General features: G+C 43.2%; 3 protein-coding genes and 1 pseudogene. 2 read left to right on the plus strand and 2 right to left on the minus strand.

Going from position 1 to position 3,550, the window contains the following annotated elements:
• Nucleotides 1–184: pseudogene (locus tag B4J23_RS07905) on the minus strand (signal recognition particle-docking protein FtsY); the annotation flags it as partial.
• Between the two features lie 232 nt (nucleotides 185–416).
• Here B4J23_RS07905 and B4J23_RS07910 point away from each other — a divergent pair.
• On the plus strand, nucleotides 417–1,757 hold the full coding sequence (locus tag B4J23_RS07910) for a M16 family metallopeptidase (RefSeq protein ID WP_373688488.1): 1,341 nt from the start codon (nucleotides 417–419) through the stop codon (nucleotides 1,755–1,757).
• An 11-nt stretch (nucleotides 1,758–1,768) separates the two neighbouring features.
• Nucleotides 1,769–3,346: a M16 family metallopeptidase gene (locus tag B4J23_RS07915; RefSeq protein WP_291359819.1), complete on the plus strand. Its 1,578-nt coding sequence runs from the start codon at nucleotides 1,769–1,771 to the stop codon at nucleotides 3,344–3,346.
• On the opposite strand, the gene B4J23_RS07920 is transcribed toward B4J23_RS07915, so the two are convergent.
• Nucleotides 3,270–3,550, minus strand: a 281-nt coding sequence (locus B4J23_RS07920; protein ID WP_291359821.1) for a hypothetical protein, incomplete at its 5' end; no start/stop codon positions are given. The two genes, B4J23_RS07915 and B4J23_RS07920, sit on opposite strands and share 77 nt — an antisense overlap.

Here is a 3,550-nt window from a genome sequence, read left to right on the forward strand (position 1 = left end):
CGCCTTTTGTAGCAGGTTCTTCTTCCTGAGCTTCCGTCGCCACAGGTGCAGAAACTTCAGCAGTTGCGCTTGGTGTTTCTACAATCGGCACATTAACCGCAGGTAAACTCGGTAATGTGACATCATCATCTCCGATATCAGCATCAATCAAAAATTTGTTTTGCCCATTAGATTGCTGTTGCATGCCGAATCCTTGAAAAGCATTGCGTTAAAAAATTGAATTCTAGCATAACTTGCAGTGTTTTGAGCGGGAAATCCAATCCATGAATAAACAACCAAAAAATAACAGTGTTTGGTTGCTTTCAATACAAGATTTCTGAAAAATAATCCTAAATACAAATATCTATTCATTGGAAGACTTTGTGTCCATATCTTTTTTTGCTATCTCCTCCTTATCCAGAATCATCAAACAGCGGATTTCTCCAGTCGCAGTACTCATCCTGAGTTTTGGTTTTAGCCCCGTACATGCCGCAACCCAGAGTGAATTATCCCGCACCACCATCGAAACCTATTTAGGTAATGGCTTAAAAGTCATTATCCGGGAAGATCATCGCTCTCCGATGGTGATGACACAGATCTGGTATAAAGTCGGCAGTAGTGATGAGTCCGGCAATATTCTCGGTGTCTCTCATGCTTTGGAACATATGATGTTTAAAGGCACAAGCAAGGTTCCCAATGATGAATTTACCCGCCTGAGCCGGATTTATGGGGGCAGTATTAATGCCGCAACCTTTACCAATTACACGAACTATTATCAGCTCTATCCCAAAGCCTATTTTCCGATGGCGCTAGAACTTGAATCTGACCGTATGAACAACCTGTTGTTACGCCAGCAAGATTTTGATCCGGAAATTAAAGTTGTGATGGAAGAACGGCGTCAGCGTACTGATGATAATCCGCGTGCCCAGGCATTTGAACGATTTAGATGGATCAGTTACCCCACCAGTCACTATCGTCAGCCCGTGATTGGTCACATGAAAACGCTCAATAATATTCAGCTGAGTGATGTCAAAAAATGGTATCGAGACTGGTATAGCCCGAATAATGCCATTCTGGTGATTGTCGGAGATGTTGACGTTCAAGAAGCTCTCGTTCAGGTACAGAAATATTTTGGCGATATTCCGGCGCGTCCTACACCATCACGTAATGACGTACTCGAGTTTGAGCGCTTAGGCTATCGTCATATGGAAATTGAGAGCAATGTCCAGGTGCCTAATCTGTATATGACCTGGAATGTGAAATCTCTAGCTACCGCCAAGAATCCTCAAGATGCCTATGCTCTAACCATTATTCGCAGCCTGCTGGATAGTGGGATTTCTTCTCGGTTGCAGGATCGTCTGGTTCGCGACCGCAAAGTGCTTACTTCTGTGAGTGTATCCTATGATCCTTATAACCGTGGAGATAGCCTGTTTGGTATTTCCGCACTTCCGGCTCCAGGCGTTAACCTGGCAGAAGCACAAACGGCCATCCAGAAAGAAATTGATTTATTAAAAACTGAAGCTATTTCTGAGTATGAACTGGCACGGATCAGCACACGCTTTATTTCAAATCTGATTTATAGTCAGGACAGTCTGAGCGGACAGGCCAAAATGATTGGAAACCTTGAAGTAAACGGATTGAGTTACCGCCTGATGGATGAACTGCCTCAGCATTATGACAGTGTCCGTGCAGAGGACATTCAGCGGGTTGCTAATGCCTATTTTGTCCGTGAAAATTTAAGTACGCTCTACCTTTTGCCTGAACAGAAAGCTCAATAATGGTTATTACAATGTCTAAAGTTCGCTCTCTTATCCTTTTAACCAGCTTAAGCCTCAGTTCAAGCCTTTGGGCAGAAAATTATTTAGATACCCAACCTGATCTGAATGATAATCCCAGTCAGTTACAAGCGATCCCTCTCCTGCAAAGTTTAAAAAACATTAATCAAAAGAAGGCATTTCAAGCACCTTTTATTCATGACCTGAATAATCACTACAAAGTTCGCACTTTATTTGTTGAAACCCGTGATTTACCTATGGTCGATATTCAACTGACCTTTAATGCCGGATCAGCACGAGATCAGGAAATTGCTAAAGGTTTATTTGGCTTATCCAGCACAGCAGCCAAACTGATGCGCGAAGGAACAGATAAATATACGGCCGCACAGGTAGCTTCAGTCTTTGATGCCACAGGCGCACAATTTAGCGTACAGGCTTATCGCGATATGTTTGTCGTTCGCCTGCGAACTTTATCAGATCCCAAGAAAATGGAACCTGCTTTGGGCATGATGATGGAAGTTCTCAAAAATGCTACATTCAAGCCTTCCAGTATTCAATTAGCACTCAGCAATACTCAAGTAGGACAAAAACAGCTTCAGGAAAATCCAAGCAAACTGATAGATATCCGGTTTTATCGGGCATTGTATGGTCAGCATCCTTATGCCGAACCCATTACCGGCACCATTGGCAGTACCAAAAAAATCACAGCAGATTTACTGAAAAAATTCCGCGACCAGTTTCTGGTGGCACAAAACATGAATATTGCCATTACCGGCAAACTCAGTCCTAAACAGGCACTGGAACTTTCTGAACGAATTGCAGGCAATTTGCCTCAAGGACAGAAAGCTGTTGCATTAGCTGAACCTGAAGAAAAATCGGGTTTTGATATTGTGCATTTGCCTTATAACTCGTCTCAAGCGCATGTGACCTTCGGCCACTTAGGACCAAACCGTTTTACTAAAGATCGGCTTGCTCTGGAAGTAGCCAATCGCATGTTTGGTGGTAGCGGATTTAATGCAGTATTAATGCAGGAATTAAGAGTAAAACGCGGCTATACCTATGGTGCCTATAGTACTTTTAGCTTTAGTCAGGCACCCGGTATATTTAGCTTCCGTTATTCCACTAGACAAGATCAGTTACAGGATAGCATTCAGGTCGCCCATCAGGCTTTTATCAACTTTGTAAATCAGCCGATTGATAGCAAACGCCTAGAAGAAACCAAGGCCGGGATGTTAAGAGCATTTCCGAATAATTACAGCAGCAATGCCACGATCAATGCCCAGTTAGGCACAATGGGCTTTTATGCAGAGCAAGCCGACTATCTGTCACGCTATCCAGAACGTCTAGCCAAAATTACCGCTGCAGATGTGCAAAATGCCGTACGCAAACATCTGCATCCAGAACGCTTGACACTGGTCGTGGTAAGCCAAGAACTAGATAAAGAAGCATTAAAACTACGATTGGAACAGAACCTGTTAGATCCTTCTACACCACTGCCGAATACGATTCCAATACCTAAGGCATATCCACAGAAACCGGTGGAAGCTGACGAGCCCGTAGAGATTCCTGCTGATACGCCTGCATCAATTTAAGATATTGACCGCGATGGATGCGTTGCTGTTGCAGCAAAGTTTGAGCCATATCCTGGGTTTGGGGTAAGCTCTGCTGTTCTGCAAGTTGCTGAAGTAAATTAAATTGGGAAGTCGTCAGTGGACGATAAATGGCAAATGTAGCCAGACATAAAATTAATGCCACAATGAAAATAACAACCGCATTATAAATTTGTTCAAGCTTAA

Origin of the sequence: Acinetobacter sp. UBA3025 (assembly GCF_002367915.1) — a bacterium.
In the GTDB taxonomy this organism is placed as follows: domain Bacteria; phylum Pseudomonadota; class Gammaproteobacteria; order Pseudomonadales; family Moraxellaceae; genus Acinetobacter.

Bases quoted from the DNA above. Each gene is read 5' to 3' on its own strand.
- B4J23_RS07915 (WP_291359819.1), top strand. From the start codon at position 1,769: ATGTCTAAAGTTCGCTCTCTTATCCTTTTAACCAGCTTAAGCCTCAGT.